This is a genomic window from Caballeronia sordidicola, from assembly GCF_002220365.1.
Taxonomy (GTDB): Bacteria; Pseudomonadota; Gammaproteobacteria; order Burkholderiales; family Burkholderiaceae; genus Caballeronia; species Caballeronia sordidicola_C.
Window position 1 is genome coordinate 26,463 of record NZ_MTHB01000073.1, and the last position, 17,386, is coordinate 43,848.

General features: G+C 59.8%; 14 protein-coding genes. 3 read left to right on the plus strand and 11 right to left on the minus strand.

The window, feature by feature from the left end:
- Positions 1–3: 3 nt before the first annotated feature.
- Positions 4–1,071 (plus strand): SGNH/GDSL hydrolase family protein, encoded by a 1,068-nt coding sequence (locus tag BSU04_RS12250; protein WP_089160856.1) that lies wholly within the window; start codon positions 4–6, stop codon positions 1,069–1,071.
- Between the two features lie 9 nt (positions 1,072–1,080).
- Here BSU04_RS12250 and BSU04_RS12255 read toward each other — a convergent pair whose 3' ends face one another.
- From BSU04_RS12255 to BSU04_RS12275, 5 genes are all read right to left on the minus strand, one after another.
- Complete coding sequence (locus BSU04_RS12255) at positions 1,081–1,932, minus strand: carbohydrate ABC transporter permease (RefSeq protein WP_089160857.1); 852 nt, start codon at positions 1,930–1,932, stop codon at positions 1,081–1,083.
- A 14-nt stretch (positions 1,933–1,946) separates the two neighbouring features.
- Positions 1,947–2,855 carry a carbohydrate ABC transporter permease gene (locus tag BSU04_RS12260; RefSeq protein ID WP_089160858.1) on the minus strand — a complete coding sequence of 303 codons (909 nt, stop codon included), beginning with the start codon at positions 2,853–2,855 and terminating at the stop codon, positions 1,947–1,949.
- A gap of 69 nt (positions 2,856–2,924) precedes the next feature.
- Positions 2,925–4,175, minus strand: a complete 1,251-nt coding sequence (locus BSU04_RS12265) for an ABC transporter substrate-binding protein (protein WP_089160859.1) — start codon at positions 4,173–4,175, stop codon at positions 2,925–2,927.
- Between the two features lie 35 nt (positions 4,176–4,210).
- A complete protein-coding gene (locus BSU04_RS12270; protein WP_089160860.1) occupies positions 4,211–6,151 on the minus strand; it encodes a beta-galactosidase in 1,941 nt (646 codons plus the stop codon).
- Between the two features lie 11 nt (positions 6,152–6,162).
- Positions 6,163–7,305 (minus strand): ABC transporter ATP-binding protein, encoded by a 1,143-nt coding sequence (locus BSU04_RS12275; protein ID WP_089160861.1) that lies wholly within the window; start codon positions 7,303–7,305, stop codon positions 6,163–6,165.
- A 288-nt stretch (positions 7,306–7,593) separates the two neighbouring features.
- Here BSU04_RS12275 and BSU04_RS12280 point away from each other — a divergent pair, with 288 nt between their 5' ends.
- Positions 7,594–8,610, plus strand: coding sequence for a LacI family DNA-binding transcriptional regulator (locus BSU04_RS12280; RefSeq protein WP_089160862.1), 1,017 nt, complete (start codon positions 7,594–7,596; stop codon positions 8,608–8,610).
- Positions 8,611–8,643: 33 nt separating this feature from the next.
- Here BSU04_RS12280 and BSU04_RS12285 read toward each other — a convergent pair whose 3' ends face one another.
- A complete protein-coding gene (locus BSU04_RS12285; protein WP_089160863.1) occupies positions 8,644–10,029 on the minus strand; it encodes a dihydrolipoyl dehydrogenase family protein in 1,386 nt (461 codons plus the stop codon).
- A 321-nt stretch (positions 10,030–10,350) separates the two neighbouring features.
- Between BSU04_RS12285 and BSU04_RS12290 the strand changes: the two genes are divergently transcribed.
- Positions 10,351–11,268: an AraC family transcriptional regulator gene (locus BSU04_RS12290; protein WP_089160864.1), complete on the plus strand. Its 918-nt coding sequence runs from the start codon at positions 10,351–10,353 to the stop codon at positions 11,266–11,268.
- Positions 11,269–11,294: 26 nt separating this feature from the next.
- Here the strand turns inward: BSU04_RS12290 and BSU04_RS12295 are convergent, their stop codons facing one another.
- From BSU04_RS12295 to BSU04_RS12315, 5 genes are all read right to left on the minus strand, one after another.
- Positions 11,295–11,648, minus strand: coding sequence for a DOPA 4,5-dioxygenase family protein (locus tag BSU04_RS12295; protein ID WP_089160865.1), 354 nt, complete (start codon positions 11,646–11,648; stop codon positions 11,295–11,297).
- 169 nt (positions 11,649–11,817) lie between these two features.
- Complete coding sequence (gene tssE / locus BSU04_RS12300; protein ID WP_089160866.1) at positions 11,818–12,246, minus strand: type VI secretion system baseplate subunit TssE; 429 nt, start codon at positions 12,244–12,246, stop codon at positions 11,818–11,820.
- Positions 12,243–14,936, minus strand: a complete 2,694-nt coding sequence (gene tssH / locus BSU04_RS12305) for a type VI secretion system ATPase TssH (protein ID WP_089160886.1) — start codon at positions 14,934–14,936, stop codon at positions 12,243–12,245. The genes tssE and tssH overlap by 4 nt, the downstream gene beginning before the upstream one ends.
- A 113-nt stretch (positions 14,937–15,049) precedes the next feature.
- On the minus strand, positions 15,050–15,535 hold the full coding sequence (locus BSU04_RS12310; protein ID WP_031360009.1) for an Hcp family type VI secretion system effector: 486 nt from the start codon (positions 15,533–15,535) through the stop codon (positions 15,050–15,052).
- A 16-nt stretch (positions 15,536–15,551) separates the two neighbouring features.
- The gene (locus BSU04_RS12315) at positions 15,552–17,375 is read right to left on the minus strand and encodes an OmpA family protein (protein ID WP_256982584.1); all 1,824 of its coding nucleotides are present in this window, start codon (positions 17,373–17,375) and stop codon (positions 15,552–15,554) included.
- Positions 17,376–17,386: the final 11 nt, after the last annotated feature.

Here is a 17,386-nt window from a genome sequence, read left to right on the forward strand (position 1 = left end):
CCCATGCAGACAGTTCGCCGTTTCGCATTCCTCGCGTTGACATGCAGTGTCATTGGTTTGTCGCCTTCGTCGAACGCATCGGCCGACTCCGCCGATGCGCAACGGAGCATCAAGCAGGTCGTCTCGTTCGGGGACAGTCTTTCTGACGTTGGCACCTATGCGTATGCCCGGAAATTCGGCGGCGGCACCTACACCACCAATCCGGGCGCGATCTCCGTAGAGGTTATCGCGGAACATTATGGGTCGGGCCTCACACCAGCGTTGACGGGAGGCTTCGGGCAACCCAGCGTCGTTCATCCCGAAGGATTTGGCTACGCCCAAGGCGGCGCCCGAGTCGCGGGGCCACCGAACCCCGGCGATGCAACAGGCGACACCGGCGAGTTACAGACTCCACTGACCTCACAGGTGGCGGCCTATCTTCAGTTGCATACACGCTTCACCGCACAGCAACTCGTACTGATGCAAGGCGGAGCCAACGACGTTCAGGATGCCTATGGCGCATGGGCGGGAATGGTTGCCAACGGCGGCGACCCGGCCGCGTCCTTGCAGGCGGTGCTGCCGCCGCTGCGACAGGCAGCGCAACAATTTGCGGGGCTGGTGCACAACGTGCAACAACACGGCGCCACTCATATCGTTGTACAAAACGTACCGGACATCAGCAAGGCGCCGATCGCAAACCTTGTTGAGCAGCAACTGCCTGGCTCCGCGAAAGTGCTTCGGCGGCTGTCGCAAGTGTTCAACACCGCGCTGGATGAAGCGCTCCCTTCATCGCCGGCCGTGTTGCGGATCGATGCATTCACGTTCATCGATGAAGCGTCAGAGAACTATCGCCAACTTGGCTTTCGCTTCGACGGCAGCGTCGGCACCCACGTAGCATGCGCCCCGGCAAACTTGCCACCGGCGTTTCAAGCCGATGACGCCAGCGCGCTCTTCTGCTCACGCGCGACATACGTCTCCCCTCATGCTGACGCCATTTATATGTTCGCTGACGCATATCATCCGACGACTCATCTGCAACAACTCATAGCGGACTACGTCGTGATCCTGATCGACAACTGGCTTCACGAATAGGCCATTGCCCTAGCCCTTCGTTGCCCCGAACGTCAGTCCGGCAACGAAGTGCCGCTGCATCGCGAAGAACATCATGACCGACGGCAACGCAGCCAGTATCGATCCCGCAGAGACAAGGTTCCACGACGTCACCCACTGACCCTTGAGCGCGGCCACACCCACGGTAATGGGCGCCGCCTCGTCTCCCGTGGTGAGGCACAGTGCCCAGAAGTAGTCGTTCCACACGAACGTGAAGACCAGGATTGCCAGCGCGGCGAGCGCCGGGCGAATCAACGGCAACACGATGCGAAAGAACACCGTCCACTCATTCGCGCCTTCAATGCGCGCGGCTTCGACCAACTCGAACGGCAACTGCTTGATGAAATTGCGCAGGAACAGCGCGCAAAACCCGGTCTGAAACGCGATGTGAAACAGGATCAGCGCGCCGACAGTATTGAAGATACCCATCTGCAAGGACAGGTCCCGCACCGGGATCATCAGGATCTGGATAGGTACGAAGTTCCCCGCGACAAACGTTGCGAATAACGTGGTGTTGCCCCGAAACGAATAGATCGCCAACGCAAAACCGGCCATGGAAGCCAGCACGATCGAGCCGACGACTGCCGGCACCGTTATGAGCACGCTGTTCCACATATAGTGGAGCATCGGGGACGTCGTCAGCGCATCGCTGTAGTTGGCAATCAGTGAGAAGTGCCGTGGCCAGCCCCAGTAATTGCCTTCGACCAGTTCATCGGAGGAGCGAATGGACGTCACCATCACCGCTATCAACGGCAGTAACCAGATCACCAGCGCGACCGGTAACGACAACTTGTAAAGCGCCCGATTCACGGGCTTCCACTTGGCGACGGGCATTGGAAACATGGCGCGCTCCTGGCTTATTGCTCGGTGCGCAACATTCTGCGCAAGTGATAAACGATGTACACCATCATGATCGCGAACAGCACCACGGCGATCGCGGCGGAATAGCCGATACGGTAGTACTTGATCGCCTGGTCGTACATGTAATAGGCCAGCACGGTGGAGCTTTCGAACGGACCACCGCCGCTCATGACGGAAATCAGGTCGAAGCTGCGCAACGCCCCGATGATGGTCACCACGATCGCCATGAAGGTCGTTGGACGCAGCTGCGGCAAGATGACGTGCCACAGCATGGTCCAGCCCTTCGCGCCTTCCATGCGGGCGGCTTCTATCTGCTCGGAATTGAGCGATGTCAGTCCAGTCAGGTACAAGATCATGCAATAGGCGGTCTGCGGCCAAAGCGCGGCAAAGATGATCCCGAAGGTCACGTAACGCGGATCGCCGAGCACCGGCACGCCATGTCCGAGGATCAGCTTCAGCAAGCCGAAAGTCGGGTCGTAGAACCAGCTGAACATCAAGCCGACCACCACGCCTGACAACACGAACGGTGCGAAGAACAGCGACTTCACCATGCGAATGCCTCTGACCGCCTGGTTCAGGTACAACGCGACGGCGAGACCCATCGGTGGCGCCAGCAGGAACAGGATCAGCCACAAGACGTTGTTCTTCAGCGCGGTATAGAACGTGGGCGCGTGGAACAGTTCGACATAGTTATCGAAGCCGACAAAGGTCTTCTCCGTCATCCCGTCCCAATTGTAAAAGCTGAGCCTGAGGCTGGAGAAGATCGGCCAGATCACGTAGATCGCGACCATGATGCAGGCCGGCGCGAGGAACAGGAACGCGGCCAACCGCTGCTGTCGCGCAGTCGCCGACATCCTTTTGCGGCGCTTTGACTTGATCGCCGGAACGCTGAGGGTTTCGGACATGTGGTGCTCTCCTGATCCTGATGCTGATCGCCAGGGCGGCTCGCGTTAGTGGCGAGCCGCCGTCTTACGCTACTTCTTGTAGATACGCTTGCGAGTGGCTTCGAGCTGCGCCAGGATCGCGTCAAGTTGCGTCGGGTCAGACACGAACTGCTGCATGCCCTTCATGCCTTCGTCGGCCATCTCCTTGGTCATGTCGCGGTCGTAGAACTGAGCAATGCCACCCTTCGTCTGCGAGAGGATCTGGAAGCCGATCTTCGAGATGGGATCGTCCGGTTCCGGCGCCTTGCTATTGGCCGGCAACGATCCCAACCCCTTCGCCAGTTGTGCGCTGATGTCCGGCGTTTCCGCGAATGCCAGGAACGTGTGTGCGTCCGCCTTGTTCTTCGCCTTCGACGGAATATGCAGCGACTCCACGGGACCATCTTCAGCAGTCGGCACGTTGCTGTCGATGATCGGGAACTGGAAGAAGCCCATCTGCGGCTTGATGTTCTCCGGGAAGCCACCTGTAATGAACGTACCCATCAGCATCATGGCCGCCTTGCCCTGGAACAGGAACGGCTGCACCGCATCGAGGTCGTAGGACAGCGAGTTGTCGATGAACACCTTGTTATCAATCAAGTCCTTCCACGCCGTATAGACCTTCTTCACGCGCGGGTCCGTGTAGGCGATGTCGCCTGCCATCAGCTTCTGATGAAACGCGTTGCCGTTGATGCGCAGGTCAAGGTAATCGAACCAGCCGGCGAGTGTCCATGCGTCTCGCCCAGCCACCGCGACCGGTGCAATGCCCGCCGCTTTCAGCTTCTTGCAGTCGTCGAGGAATTCCTGCCACGTCTTCGGCTCCGCGGTAATGCCCACCTTCTGGAACAGGTCTTTGCGGTAGAACATGCCCCAGGCGTAGTACACGGTCGGCGCCGAATATTGCTTGCCGTTGTACGTGGACGATTCCTTGGTCGACGCGTACATTGCGTTCCAGCCGTTCTTGTTCCAGTCCGGCGTCAGGTCTTCGAACAAGCCGCGCTTCGCGTAATACGCCATGCGTTCGCCGTTGTGCCAGTTGACAATATCGGGCGAAACGGTTGTGAGCCAGCCGGGCAATTGCACCTTGTAGGCTTCTTCATCGACGAAGGTCACCTTCACGTCAATATCCGGATGCGCTTTCTTGAAGGCATCGAAGGTCTGTTGCCAGACCGCGCGCTGGCTAGCCCCTTTGAACGCGATGTTCGCGGTCAAGGTCCCCGCCTGCGCAATGCTGGTTGTGGCTATGGCTATGGATACGGCCAGCGCCGCGCCGGTCAGTCCGTGGCGAATCAAGGTTTTCATGCGTGTCTCCTCATCGATGAGTGTTGTGTGCCTGGCTATGCTCTGTAAATCGCGACGCCCTGCGGTTCTACTTCGTCCTGCCCCACTATGAAGCTCACGGCGGCCGGAATCCTGTACGGCGTCGCGTTGTAGTTAAAGACATAGGTCAAGCCACCACGCCGGCTGATCCGGATGCCTTCGGGCAACGGTGCGGCATTTAGGCCGGCTGCTTTCGCCACGTTCAGAAAGATCTCCTGCGTGAGGGTTTCATCGAAGAGACTGGCGAGGTAGCGCACGGAACCGCTACGTACGATGGCGGGATGCCCGTCCGCGAACGATGCCTCAACCTGCACGCCATTGCTTGCTTCGATGAAGTCGCGCCAGTGACGCGCCTCACCGCGTTGGTCCACCTTTTCGGTTACGTTCGGGCGCATCGATTCAACGCGCCACACGCGGATGGGAATAAGCTTCGCGATGCCCTCGCCCGGCGGCAGCGCAGCGGGAATCGTCAGATCGACCGTCTTGGATCCCGTGCGCGGCCCGAGCACCACCTGTGCGCCGCTTGCCGCGAGCCTGCCGGCAAAATCAGCGGGCACCACCGGCAGCGGCGGCACGACGATCATCTTGTAGCCATCCAGCGGGGCATCGACCGGAATCACATCGACATCGAGCCCCAGGCTGCGCAATGCGCTGTAGTACTCGAATGCAAAACGCGGATAGTGGAAGTCAGCACCTTGGGGATGAATTTCGAATAGCCACTTTGCTTCGTAATCCCAAACAAGTGCAACTTTGGTGGATACCGTCGATTCACCGTCTGCTTCCAGCACCTGCTCGATTTCCTTCGCCACCACCGACGCTTCCACGCCGCCCATATCGAGCCGGTTATCGGGTGTGTTCAACCCCGCGTGCATCTGCTCTTGCGCGAACGGCGCTTGCCGCCAGCGGAAATACGATACGCACCCCGCGCCGTGCGCGAACGCTTCCCAACTCCAGAGACGCACCATGCCCGGCAGCGGCGCGGGATTCCAATGCGCCCAGTTCACCGGCCCCGGTTGCTGCTCCATCACCCAGAACGGCAACTTCGACATGCCGCGATACACATCGTGATTAAACGATGCGAAGTCGGGATGGCCCGTGCGCAGCCACTTCGACTTGATCGACGGATCGAACCACTGCTCCTCGAGCGCGCCGAGCGGATAGCTGTCCCATGTCGCAATATCCAGGTCCGCCGCCACCTTGTAGTGATCGAACTCGGTGAAGAGTTGCATGAAGTTGTGCGCGACCGGCCGCTGCGGCGAATGCGCGCGAATGATGTCGACCTGCATGCGGTTGTAACGTACGACTTCGTCCGAGGCGAAACGCCGGTAATCGAGCCGATGCGTCGGATGCGCTTCCGTCACGGTGCCAACCGGCAGATCGATTTCGTCGAAGCTGCGGAACTCCATGCTCCAGAAGACCGTGCCCCATGCGGTGTTGAGCGCGTCGATGGTGCCATAGCGATGCTTCAGCCATTCTCTAAAACGCTGCAACGCGGCCGGTGAATAGCTGACTACGGTGTTGTGGCAGCCGAACTCATTGTCTGTTTGCCAGAACGCCACCGCGGGATGCTTGCCGTAACGCTCTGCCACGGCCGTACAAATTTTCTGCGAGGCCTCGAAGTACGAAGGCGACGAGAAATCGTAATGCCGGCGCGAACCGAACGCACGCGGACGGCCATCGGCGCCAATGGGCAAGATATCCGGATGACGATCGATCAGCCACTTCGGCGGCGTGGCGGTCGGCGTGCACATGACGACCTTCAGGCCCGCGTTGGCGAGCACGTCGATTGCGCGGTCCAGCCAAGCCCAGTTGTATTCACCTGGTGAAGGTTCGATCCGGCTCCACGCAAACTCCGCAATCCGGACGCGGTCGATACCCAGCGCTTTCATGCGAGCCGCGTCGTCTTTCCACATCGATTCGGGCCAGTGTTCCGGGTAATAGCAGACTCCAAGACGCATATGGTGCGCTCCTACGCAAATTGTTTAATGGCATCCGATGTGACGGCAAAGCCGTCCTCGGTGAAGAGATGACACGACGCGGGCGGCACGTTGAACACCACGCGCTCGCCCTGCCGTGGCGTCTTGTCGCCGGGTGCCTTGGCGATCAGCACCGCGCCGCCCGGTTGATCGAGATGCAGATAGCTGTGCTCGCCGAGTTGTTCGACCAGCGACACCGTGCGGCTGATCTGTTGAGTCGAGCCTTCGCTGGCGGCCGGTTCAAGATGCTCGGGACGAATGCCTAGCGTGACGGCCTGATCCGGCCGCAAGGCCTCACCGCTGGCGTGAACCTGCAGTCGCTCGTTCGTTTCATCGAGGACAATCGACACGCTTTCCGCGCTGCCCGATACCACTCGCGCTGGCAGGAAGTTCATTCGCGGCGAACCAATGAACCCGGCAACAAAGCGGCTTCTCGGCCGGTGATATAACTCGAGCGGCGCACCCACTTGGGCAATGCTGCCGTACTTCGCCGTGTCAGCGCCTGCATGCAGCAGGACGATCTTGTCGGCGAGCGTCATGGCTTCTATCTGATCGTGAGTGACGTAGACAACGCTGGCGGTATTGAACTGCTTGTGCAGGCGTGCGATCTCGACCCGCGTTTGGCCGCGCAATGTTGCGTCGAGATTGGAGAGCGGTTCATCGAAGAGAAATACGCTCGGACTCCGAACGATAGCCCGGCCGATCGCCACACGTTGCCGTTGCCCGCCCGACAGCTCCTTCGGCCTGCGTTCAAGCAACGCTTCGAGTTGCAGCACGCGCGCGGCTTCCTTCACTTTCTGGTCGATCACGTCCTTCGGTGTCTTCGCGAGCGTCAGGCCGAACGCCATGTTCTGGTAGACGGTCATGTGCGGAAAGAGCGCGTAGCTCTGGAACACCATCGCGACGCCACGCTGTGCTGCAGGCACTTCGTTGACGAGTTTGCCGTCGATATACAGGTCGCCGTCCGTGATGTCTTCCAGACCCGCGATCATGCGCAGCAAGGTGGATTTGCCACATCCTGAAGGGCCGAGGAATACGCAGAATTCGTGCTCGCCGATCTCCAGATCGACATCGCGAATCACGAGTGCGTGATCGCCGTACGCTTTTTGAACTGATCGTAACGAGATGCTCGCCATGCCGACGTCTCCGTGTTTTACCGGGGAGACAACGGAAGGTTAAGCGCTTAACCTCCTGCCTGAGAAAAAACGATCCGTGTTTGGGATCGCTTTGACCGGCTGTCTCCGTCCTATGTTTTTAACTACCTTGGTCTCAAATTTAGCGGCGTCGGCGGTTTTATACAAATGCCGGGAAGCCATCCCAAAATGTGGACAATGAAAGGGGTATTTGGACGAAGCGGCCAAACCGGCGACAGTTCATCGACATCGGCCGATGTTGTGCCGCGTTAACCCTTGTCTTGAGATTCGATGACTACTTTGGCCGAAGTCGCTGTACGCGCCGGCGTCACGCCGGCAACCGTCTCCAATGTGCTGCGCAAGCGCGGCAAGGTGGGCGCCGCGACGCGTCAGCGCGTGCTCGATGCGGTGGAGGCGCTGGGCTACCGCCCGCACCTGACCGCGCGGGCGCTGGCTGAAGGGAGCGCGCCTACTCTTGCGTTGATGGTGACCAGTATTGCGAACCCGTTTTATCCGGAGTTCGCGTTGGCGGCAGAGCGGGCAGCGCGCAAGAATGGGCGTTTTCTGATCGTATGTAATACGAACGAAGATCCGGTGATCAGCCGCGCGTACCTGGACCAGATTGCGGGGACCTTGTCGGAAGGCGTGCTGGTGATGAACTCCCGAATCGCGTTCGACGATCTTCATACCACGCGCGCACGCGGCACACCGGTCGTGCTGTGCATGTGGGAACGCCCGGAGGTATCGCCTGGACTGCCTTGTATCGCCGTCGATTTTTTCGCTGCCGGCGCGCTGGCCGCGCAACATCTGCTGGACCTCGGGCACACGCGGATTGGAGCGATCATCGGGAGTCAGCCGGACGGTGTTCAGGCGGCACGATACGCCGGCTTTTGTCACACCCTGAAGGTTGCGGGCGTGCCGCATCCTGAGCAGGAAGCGCGTTTTACTCGCGACGCTGTCCAGGGCGGCTACGAAGCTGCGTGTGAATTGCTGACGGAGCACCACGACTTGACCGCAATCTTCGCGACCAACGACTTGCCTGCGCTGGGCGCGATGCACGCCGCCGCGGATCGCGGCATGCGCATTCCCGATGACCTGTCAGTGATCGGGATTACCGATATTCAACTGGCGCGTGAATCACGGCCGGGGTTATCGACCGTTGCCGTTCCTACCGATGCCGCCGCTGCGATGGCCGTGGAGTTGCTGGAAGCGTTGATCGAAAGCGGTGGCCACTGCGAGACGCCCATGCGTGTAGCACCCCCGCCCGTGCTCGTTCAAAGAGCATCGACGGGACGGGTGCGTAGCTGAAGCATGAGTATTGAAGCCCTTTTTGAAGCGCTATTACGCGCTCTCAGGGATCTTCGCGAACAGCATGTTCAAGCCTTCCGCGATGGTCGGATGCGAGAGGATCGCGTCACGAACGGCGGTGTACGGAAGATTGCCGAGCATGGCCATCTGCACCGTCGCGACCACTTCTCCCGCGTTCGAACCGAGCATCGTGAAGCCGAGGATGCGATCCGATTGCGTATCCACGATCGCTTTCATGAAGCCGTGCGTGTCACCGGTCGTACGGGCGCGGGGAATAGACGCCATCGGGAGTTTCGCCACACGCACGGCGATGCCTTGCCGTTGCGCGTCACTTTCGTTGATACCCACACGTGCAAGTTCCGGTTCGATGAACATTGCGTACGGAATGACGCGATCACGCGTGGTCAGATTGCCGCCGGCGAGTTGCGATTTGAGCACGCGATAGTCATCGAATGAAGCATGCGTGAACATGGGTGTTCCCGCTACCTCACCAATTGCCCATGTGTTCGGTGCAGACGTCGCCAGACGCTCATCGACTTTGATAAATCCGCGTTCATCGAGCGCCACGCCAGCCAGGTCCAGTCCGATGCCTGCCGTGCGCGGCACCCTGCCCGTCGCCACGAGCAAATGCGTGCCCGTTATGTGGCTGCCGTCGTTGAGCTCGACAGTCACGGATTGTCCCGAGCGGCCGCTGACCTGCGAGGGCTTGACCGACACCCTCACGTCGATTCCTTCGTTGGCAAGGACCGACTCAATCGCATCCGTGACGTCGGTGTCCTCGCGCATGGCAACACGCGGCGCCTCTTGCACGACGGTTACGTTGCTGCCCAGGCGCCGGAACGCCTGCGCCATTTCCAGGCCGATATACCCACCGCCAATCACGATCAGATGTTCCGGCAGCGACTCGAGTTCGAGTGCTTCAACATGCGTCATGGGTGCGGCGTCGCGCAGGCCGGGAATATCGGGAATCGCGGCGTACGTCCCTGTGTTGATGAACACATGCTCACCCTCGACCACGCGTTCCCGCCCGTCGTTCATCGTGACCTGAATCCGGCGCGGGCCCACGAAATGTCCGGTGCCAAGGATCAGGTCGAACCCCGATGCCTCGAACGCCTTTGCGTTGATATCGACCATACCGTCCACGACTTCACGCACGCGCCGGTGAACCTGCGTCATATCGACCTTGGCTTCGTGAGCCTTGCCCTTCAATATGTCTGCGGATTGCACGGCGTGCATGATGCGCGCAGTTTGAATCAGCGCCTTGCTTGGAATACACGCCACGTTGATACACGAGCCGCCGATCATTCCCTCTTCGACAACCGCCACGCGCTTGCCTGATTTGGCGAGTTCCATCGCCAGCGTCTTGCCGCCCTTTCCGCCGCCCAGAAACACATATTCGAATTGCTCGATCGTCGACATTTTCAGCTCCCTTTCAAAGGTTTGCGCATGGCTGAACCGAGCCGGTATGGGAGGATTCGCACTACGCCGAGAGAGCGGGTTATTTTCTATACAACCCTGCCCCCGCCATGACGTAAATGTAGACTTCGGAGCGCTGAATCTCCATGCCGGACCGGCTCGAATGGATGCTCGTTCGTCTCATTGCCCGAGTTTCATTGCAGACGAATTACGTGAGGTTGGCGGCGTTCGCGCAGGTTGCGCCCGATAATCGCGGGTTTTGTTCTCCGGTAAGATCGCTAAGCCGCCGTTAATGCCTTGCTACTTGCGCCTCTGCGCTCAACCATGGACGCACTCGACCGACTGATCCAGTTATCCCGCCTGCAAGGCGCGCTCGACCTGCGCTGCCTTCTGAGCGGGCAGTGGGAACTGGATCATCCGCCCGCTCCGCCGAGCGAAGCGGTCTATCACGTGGTGCTCGCGGGAAGCTGTTTCCTCAAATTCCGCGGAAAAGCGGACGTGCGGCTGGAAACCGGCGATATTGTGATGTTGCCGCGCGGCGATGCCCACGTGCTGCAGGGACTGGAATCGGCTAACGACAGCGAACACGGTGGGATGGAGAGCCGCTATAACGGCGTGGTGACGGTGCGCTCGAATGGCGGGCCGAATGCCGCGAGCCTTGATCTGTTATGCGGTCGCTTCAACTACGCGGCGAATGCATTACTCATCGACGTGCTGCCGGATATCGTGAAAATGTCCTTTGCCCGCGCCGATGTCCCCGACCTCACGCGCCTGGTTGGGATGATGCGCAAGGAGGCGAGCAACGCAGGGCCCGGCGCGTACTCCATTGTGTCGGCGCTCTCCACTGCGCTTTTTACCCTGTTGCTGCGGGCGCACCTTGAACAGCAACCATCCACCACCGATGTCCTCGCACTGCTCGCGCATCCGCGGCTTGGAACGTCGGTGATTGCCATGCTGGAAAGGCCGGCTGAACGATGGACGATCGACATGCTGGCGCGCCAATCTGCGATGTCACGCGCCACCTACATGCGCACGTTCAGCGCACTCACCGAAGACTCGCCGATGACCCTGCTCACGCGCATTCGCATGCAGCTCGCGGGAACCTTGCTGACGCGGACATCGAAGAGCATTGCCGAGATTGCGGACAATGTTGGTTATCAGTCGGAATCGGCGTTCAGCAAGAAGTTTAAAGACACATATGGGGTCGGGCCGGGTGGATTCAGGCACGCGCGGGGTTCTTGAGACGGGAGGAGCGGCTTACGCTTTAGTCACGCCATGAAGTTGTCGAGCACCAGCTCGTGCGAGTGGCCGATCCACACCGCCGCGTCGCGATGGTCTCGCAACGGATCGCCGGTATTGGGATGGAGGAAAACGTCCAGCGCACCGTGGTTCAGCGTCAGCCACTCGACGATATCGGCAAACTGCGCACGCTCGAATGCGAGCTGGTACGACCATTTCGGATGCGGGCCGACAGGCTTCTCGTGAAACCGGCCGAGTTGCAGCGTATCGCCGAAGCGGGTCGCGATTTGCTCGCGGAATTGCCAGGCGACATCGCGGGTGGCAGCGTCGAAGTAGATGTGGGCATGCCAGGTTTGAATGGGCGAGGTGTCGGGATGGGTCATGGAGGGTTGGGTTTGCTCGCGCCGGTGAGGGTTAGGAAATCTGCCGCCGGGCGCATTGGTCGGCCTGGTTCGGACATTCTATTACCTCGATGCCTATCCTGCTCGCGTTAGCTTTCAATGCCGTACCTACGTACTTCGCTTCTTCTGCGCGATGCCCACTAGAGGCCTGCTACCGGTCGATATCCTCACGCGTTGTGAGCCTGGCTTGTCCGTCGGGCGTGAAATACGTGCCGTAGCGCACCAGTCCCCCTTGTTGCAGCTCACACGTCATCGTGAAACTGAGCAGCATGCCGTCTTCCGGATCGGCGGAAGCTATATCGATCTTTTTCAAACGCGGCTCATACTTGAGCAACGTGCCTTCAATCTCGCGCCGCAGCGTATGTGCCGAGGCCGGCATGTGCCGATAAATCTTCGACAGATCACCCAGACCGTAGTCAGGCAGGTGTAAAAAGCTATTGCGACGGCTGTTCAGAATCCGCTGGATATTGTCCCGCACCGACAGGAACGTTTGAGTGTTCCTGTCGTGCAAGCCAATAGGATCGCCATTCGCAAAATGGCCCGTCACGACTTCAAAGAGCCCAGGACCGCCGCGCGTCATGCGGTGGTTCCAGTGGCGCTCGCGGTGGCTTCATCGAAATCGACCTCGATTCCGGTTTCGTCCGAATAAGACAACCTGAGCGCATGGAGGGCCTGCGCTTGCGCAACGCGCACCAGCAACTCCCGCGAAAGCACCGGAAGAATCTGCTGGTCGAGCAGGCTATCAATATTGCGCGCCCCCGAATCCGGTAACTGGCACGCACGCACCAGTTCGCTGATCAGTGCGTCGTCGCAGATCAGCGGCACGTTGAACTTGCGCTCGATACGCTGCGCCACCTTCGCGAGCTTCATGCGCACGATCGTAATCATGGCGTCTGAAGAAAGCGGCCGGTACACAACCGTCTGAAAGCGGGCGAGCAGCGCGGGTTGGAAGTGTTCGATCAGCGTCGGCCTGATCGCCTCCATCAGCATGCCTGTGGTGACGTCACCGCCGGCTTCGACCACTGCTTCCTGCGCGGCCATGATCTGGTCGCTGCCCAGATTCGATGTCATCACGATCACCGTATTGCGAAAGTCGATCACGCGTCCTTCACCGTCTCGCATGAAACCTCGATCGAATACTTGATAGAAGACGTTCAAGACATCGCGGTGCGCTTTCTCCACTTCATCGAGCAGGATCACGCTGTAGGGACGCCTGCGCACGGCTTCGGTCAGCACGCCACCTTGTCCATAACCTACGTAGCCCGGGGGTGAACCCTTCAACTGAGACACCGTGTGGGCCTCCTGATACTCTGAAAGATTGATCGTCAGAAGTGCCCGCTCACGGCCGAACATCAGGTCGGCAAGCGCTCGCGCTGTTTCCGTTTTGCCCACGCCTGATGGTCCGACGAGCAGGAATACACCAAGCGGCGCCTCGTCAGACTTGAGCCCCGCTTTGGCCGCACGGAGGCTCTTGCCGAGTGCCTGCAACGCATCGTCCTGACCGACCACCACCTGTCCCAGCCGCGTTTCCAGTTCCAGCAGCGTCGCGAGCTCGTCGGAAAGCAAACTGCCAACAGGCACGCCCGTCCAGTCGGCAATCACGCGGGCAATCGCGGCTTCATCGACTTCTGCGTAGATCAACGCGTCATTGCCATGTTGGGCAAGTTGATCGTGCGCCTGTTTGATCGACGGCTGCAAGTCGCGACGTTGGGTTTCGTCGGTTGTGGCATGCCACCGGGCGCGTAACGCGAACAACGTCTCGATCGCGTCCTTTTGTTGCGCAAATTCAACTTGCTGTTGCACGAGTTCGCGCGTGAGCGTTTCCAGCCGCGTATCGATGGAAGCAAGACGCTCCGCATATTCCACCGACGTGGCGCCTTCATCGTGCAGCAACGCCGCGCGTTCTACTTCGAGTGCTGCGTGTTCTGCACGCCGAGTGGAGATGGCGATGGGGGTTGCGTCGAGACTCATGCGCACGCGCGCTGCCGCGGTGTCCAGCAGATCGACGGCCTTGTCCGGCAACTGACGACCAGTGAGGTAACGACGAGATAAACGAACCGCCGCGCTCACAGCGGCATCAGTGATATGCACGCCATGATGTTGCGCGTAGCGCTCCTTCAGGCCACGCAGCATCAGGCACGCATTTTCGTCGTCGGGTTCATCGACTTTGACCATCTGGAAACGCCGTTCGAGCGCGGCGTCACGTTCGAAGTATTGTTTGTATTCAGACCAGGTGGTGGCAGCAATCGTACGCAACTCGCCTCGGGCAAGTGCTGGTTTCAGCAAGTTTGCGGCGTCCGCGCCGCCGGCCGTGTTGCCTGCGCCAATCAACGTATGTGCTTCATCGATGAACAATAAAATAGGCGAGGATGATTGTTGAACGGCTTCGATCACGTTCTTCAGCCGCTGCTCGAACTCGCCTTTCACACCCGCGCCTGCTTGCAAAAGACCAAGATCAAGCGTCAGCACGCTGACATTTCGGATGGCCGCCGGCACATCGCCTTCGATAATTTTCAGCGCCAGTCCCTCTACCAGCGCGGTCTTGCCTACCCCCGGCTCACCCACGAGGATCGGATTATTCTTGCGGCGTCGCGCAAGGATATCGACCATTTGGCGGATTTCGACTTCGCGACCAAACACCGGATCGATCTTGCCATCGCGTGCCTTTTGCGTGATGTCGTTGGTGAAGCGCTGCAGCGCGTCGGAGCCTGCGTGGTTGGGTACGGCCGACGGCCGTTCGGCGTTCGCGGGCTTGACGTCGGAGGCCGTCGCGTTGTCCGTTGCCGCGTCTGTCTGTCCTTCAATTGAAACCTGATTCAACTCCGGCATCAACCGTTCGATCTGGACAGCCGACACGCTCAACAATTGCCACGCGTCCGGTGCACGCAATAGATGTGGGGAGTCAGCGAGCACCGCCAGCAAGTGAGCAGAGCGAATATCAGGCCGATTGCCTTCAAACGAAGCACGCAACCAAGCGGCTTCCAATATCTGCCCAAGCCGATGCGACAACCCCGGCTTGCCCCGCAATTCACGCGGCAACCGGTCGATGCTTTTCAGCAAGCCGTTCCATATGCCGTCCATATCCAACTCATAGCGCCGCGCGATCGCCACCAGATCGCCGTCGCCGAGTTCTAATAATTTGACCAACCAGTGCTCGATTTCGATCTCCCTATGCGCGCGGGTTTCGCACAGGCTCGCTGCATCGGCAAGTGCGCGAGCGCAGTGGTCGTTCAGGCGGCGCAGAAATGGAGAGAGGTCGCGAGTGGTCATTGAAAGGTCATCGAAGATAAGATCAAACGCACGAACCTGCGAGAGAGGCTCGTGCGAACGAAACGGTTCAGGACGACAATGGCTGCCGTCCGTCACCGGCTAACGAAACACGCTTACGAGCGTTCGTTCCAGCTATCGGCGTGGATGATGTTGCCGTCCTTGTACGCCCACGTGATCTTTTCGTAGCGAAGCTCAACGTTTTCCAGATGGTTATGCTTCTCGTACGATGGGTCCTTGATGTCGTGCATCTTGGGCTTCACGCTCACCACTTTCACGTTATCGAGCTTCGTGTTGAAGTACTCTTTTTCCTTACCGGCGTCATCGATCTTGTACCACTTGATCTCGATCGACTTGAGCGTCTGACCGCTCGTCACAGCTTTGTAAAGGTACGGCGTCGACGCGTCCGTTTCCTTCGTGAACGTGACGGCGCTGTGCACACGCGTGCCGGTCAGCTTGCCGGTGTTGCCATCGGTCGGAATGTGGATACCGTGATCGAACGCAACCACTTCAACGCTGCCTTCACGGCCAGTAACGGTAACGGAACCCTTGACGTCCGCGCCGCCATCGTCCTTGATCCACATGTATGACGGAATTGCCATTTTCTTGTTTCCTCTTCTAATTAAATGAGCAGGCCACATTGCCTTCATGGCCCTCGGGAGATGTCCCGTTCTTACGATCGTCACGACAGTCCGGAACGAGCGTAATTTCGACGCGACGGTTCGCAGCGCGCCCCGCCTCTGTTTCGTTGCTGGCTTTAGGGCGGGTGTCGCCATAGCCTTGGATAGCGAATCGTGTGGGTGAGATACCGGATGCGTCGGCGAGCCAGTCACGCACCGAGCCAGCTCGCGCTTCGGAGAGGGACCGGTTGCTTCGCGGGTCGCCCACGGAGTCCGTATGACCGGCAATCAACACGCGCTTCGCCGGATGCGCTTTGATCAATTCGAGCGCGCCGACCAGCGCGCGGTTCGAGCCGGGATTGAGCACGGCGCTGCCGCTTTTGAAGAGAGACAGGCTGTTGAGTTCGATCATCGATGCCGGTGACTCTGGCGGCTGATAACCGGCAATCAACGTATTGGCTACAGGCAGCAACGGTGCCGCACGATAGAAGCCCAGGCCGAGCCTTGGAGGAACGCCATTGCTTGCATACGTGCTCAATTGCTCGCGATCTCGCTTGACGAGGTTGAGCGCATCGACACGCGCGGCGTCCATCGACGGTGCGATCGCCCGATACCGTTCCATGTCGTTGCTCACGCGCTCGACCAGGTTCTGGTTCTGCCACGCAGAAGCCGCAGCAGCCGCGCAAAACAGCGCGACGAGCGCAACAAATCCGTGGGCGAGTGCGCGGGGCAACGCGCGATGCGCTTGCTGGGTCGCAATGCCCCGGATAAGCGGTTCGGGCAGCGGGTGACCGGCGCTCGCGTCGGCTCTCCCGTTCGCGATCCCGTTCGCGATCCCGTTCGCGATCCCGTTCGTATTGGCAGGCAACGCGAGCCCGGTTCGATCGAAGCCGTATTGTGCGAGGAGCGAATCTGCAGCCGGTTGACCCTCGACTGCGATCACCCCAAACGCGTGAACCTGCACAGCACGCGTTGATCGTTGATCGTCAGAAAGCGCGGGCAAAATGGCCGCCACGGCCCAACACGTCACGATATCCAGCCGGGCGGCCCGATGAGCGCGAGCTTCGCGCTCATCGGGAATCGCCATGCCTGCGTAGTGAGCAAGGCGTGTCGCGATCAGGTCCGGCAGCGCCATTGCCTCAACGCTACTTGTGCCTGACATTCCGAACCACGGACACTCGTCGGCGGTAGGACGCAGTTCATTCGCATACACCGCGACGCAAACCGGCAACGGATAACCGACCGCGCGGCCGGCTTCATCGATTGCAGAGCGCCAGCGCCGAAGGCCGCCAATCAACGTGGCCTGATCATTTGCAGCGTCTGCATCGACCAGATACGCAACCGCATCAGGTCCCTGACCGTCGCGCCAGCGTTTGAGCGAATCAGCAAAGTGCGCGAGGCGGCTCGGATCACCCACGCGTACCCAGATCGCCGTCCCGGTGACGCGGATGGCTTCCTGACCTGACTCCCTATCGAAGGCGCTGGCGACAAGCGTGCTGGTTGTCCCGACCACCAGCACAAGCGGCGTATTGCGCTTGATATCCGCGGGCAGACCACTTAGCGCACCGTCGATCTTGCGCAAAACTTGCTGCGTTGCACCCACGCGTGCAATCACGCGCCGCGTCGCGACGACGATCGCTGCCGTGGCACTCAGCACAATGAGTACGCCCGCGAATACATTCCAGCCGATCGACCATGGCGAACACAGCACCAGCCACACGAGGGCGAGCGTCGCTACCCATGCAAAGATTGATCGATACGGATATCCGGTAGGCGAATGGATCACCGAATGGGTCACGGGATGCGTCACGGGATGCGTCACGATAGGTCCCG